We start from the raw sequence: 2,833 nt of genomic DNA, 5'->3' as shown, positions 1-2,833 counted from the left end.
AGGACAACAGATTCATAAGTGATTAGCAAACAGACATTGGTGCAACAATTTTAGAAGAATTAAGCAAACAGCAAGCCTCATGGCAAAAGAGAAGTTGCAGCTATCGACATGCCAAAAACGACAAAAAGCACGCTCTACTAGCACCCACCCCCCAAACATTTCCCAACAACTTCCCCATCACAAATACCCACCCACAACTCTCAAGCCAACATCTTCCAACCAACACCACTTCACCAAACATCACGCCACCAACAACAAAGCCTACCCTCCTTAGCAAACCACATCTTTGATCAAGCAAACAAAGGAAAACTGCCCCTGCCATCCCACTCTCCGCAGAGCTGTTTAACACACCCCCCAAGCGCAGCCACCCCACCTGCCCTCTCCCTCACATCTCCAAAACACACAAGCGAAAGCCCAAAGCCGTATGACGTTCCCCAAAGGACAACAGATTCATAAGTGATTAGCAAACAGACATTGGTGCAACAATTTTAGAAGAATTAAGCAAACAGCAAGCCTCATGGCAAAAGAGAAGTTGCAGCTATCGACATGCCAAAAACGACAAAAAAACACTTTAAAGGAGATTGGCAAAACCTACTGCCCCATAAAGCGCATTGCACCATGTATCTTACCCAAAAATTGAAGAGATAAAAGAACGTCAAGAAAAACTTGCCATTTTTTCTTCTCATCATCGGCTATCACAGCCCAACAACAAAATGATGCGCTTTACCGCAACCTTATCAATGATACATCAAATGAATATGAGCACAATTTTAAAGAATTTTTTTTGAACACGCCTAAGGGGACAGAACAGAAGAACAGACATATACAAGCCTCTGTTTTCCACCCCTAGCCAGAAAAACTTCTCTGCGTCTCAGCAAGTAAGATGCAATAAAGGGCTTTGCCGCACCAATATGCACACAAAGCTTTGCCCATTCACCAAAAAACCTCGACATTCTCACACAGCTGCAGGCGTACACAAACCATAGCTTCACCACCACAAAGCCATACCACCAACACAGGAAGCCCCCTTAACAAAAACCATTTTATTGGAAATCTTGCTTCTTGAAGTGCTCGCGCTCTCATGACAGTTTGATAAAATCTTTATTCCATATCCTTTTGCTCTGTTCAGATTTTCATCTCTCTCAAAGACATGGTATTATTTTATCATTTTCCCCATACATAAGAACATTTTTAGACTTATTTTTCTTATCGAAGTTCTCTTTTTGACAAAAACAATAGGCTTCTTCACCACAAGAGTGTGTTGCCGATAACATTCTAAAATATGAACACTACGTTTTGAACAAAACAGCTCTATTTCAGAAGAGATCATTGCATAAGAGGAGAAAAAAGAACAGTTATCCAATGATTTTTCTCCTGCATAATATTTCATTATGTGGATTTTTACCATACTAAAAATTTTTAGGCATATAACTTATAAAGCTTATATTTATGAAGCAAAATCAAGCAAAAGCCAAACAACAGCAGACGAATACACGCCTCATATACCCTAAATGTATTCATAACTATAGATTTTTGCGTTTCTTTTACGACTATAGTGACCTACTCAGCTTATGATACAAACATTACGAGTATTAAAGAGGCAAAATCAACAGCTATAGAACATACGATACCCAATGAATATAAGATACAAAAACATAAATTTTCTTGACTATCTTATTTACTCACGAATATATCTAAAGTTCACGGGATGCACCCAACCCTCAATAATGGTGCACCCCGCCTCTTAGGATGCATTCCACCCTCAAAGAATGCATCCAAATCCACGGGGTGCACCCAACCCTCAATAACAGTGCACCCCGCCTCTCAGGATGCATTCCAACCCTCAAAGAATGCATCCAAATCTCACGGGGTGCACCCAACCCTCAATAACAGTGCACCCCGCCCCTCAAAGAATGCATTCCAACCCTGAAAGAATGCATCCAAATCTCACGGGGTGCACCCAACCCTCAATAACAGTGCACCCCGCCCCTCAAAGAATGCATTCCAACCCTGAAAGAATGCATCCGATCTCACGGGGTGCACCTAACCCTCAATAACAGTGCACCCCGCCTTTAGGATGCATTCACCCCTCAAAGAACGCATCCAATCTTACGGGGTGCACCTAACCCTCAATAATGGTGCACCCCGCCTCTTAGGATGCATTCCAACCCTCAAAGAACGCATCCAATCTTACGGGGTGCACCCAACCCTCAATAACAGTGCACCCCGCCCCTCATAGGATGTATTGCGTTTTTATGGGTCTTCCCTCTTTCCCATAATGCAAAACAGAAATTTGCCAGCGGCTATTTCTGTTGTTCATCATATGAGTATGTGAACTAAAACCTCCAAACCCTCCTTTGTAAAATAGAGTTTGAAAGAATTGATTGAGGCAATTAAGGGTAAATTTTGTCAATTTCTGGGCAAATTTTATTCTTTTTTATGAATGTTGCATTTTTACTATAGTCGTTTAAAATGAATTTATGTATAACACATTTTGATATTTATTTATCATAAATAAATATAGGAGAAAAACTATGAATATCAGATATTTTTTCATAGCGAGTGCTGTAACAAGTGGTTTAGCTCTAGCGATTCAACAGTCTGATCGTATAGTCAATACAAAACCCTCTCCTATTGTTGCTCCTTATACTGTTGAAAAAACGCATTTACATTTTTTCCAACAAGTAAGAGGTACATCGGATACATTGAATATACTTTCAAAAGAAGGTAAAACTATAGCGAAATACAAAGCGATAGAAGACATATATCAACAAGGTAAAAATTTATTACATTCATTAATGAGCTTTTCACGCGCTATTATACTCTATAACAT

2 protein-coding genes are annotated in these 2,833 nt (G+C 40.0%); one reads left to right on the top strand and one right to left on the bottom strand.

Going from position 1 to position 2,833, the window contains the following annotated elements; genetic code table 11:
- Positions 1-100 precede the first annotated feature (100 nt).
- Entirely contained in the window at positions 101-373 is a 273-nt protein-coding gene (locus tag FS875_RS09595) for a hypothetical protein (protein ID WP_144756164.1), read from the bottom strand.
- 2,161 nt (positions 374-2,534) lie between these two features.
- Between FS875_RS09595 and FS875_RS09590 the strand changes: the two genes are divergently transcribed.
- A partial coding sequence (locus FS875_RS09590; RefSeq protein WP_144756162.1) for a hypothetical protein occupies positions 2,535-2,833 on the top strand: 299 nt, incomplete at its 3' end.

The sequence above is a fragment of the Bartonella saheliensis genome (assembly GCF_902162175.1).
Note: the sequence above shows the minus strand (reverse complement) of the source record. Positions and strands in the feature narration are given on the sequence as shown.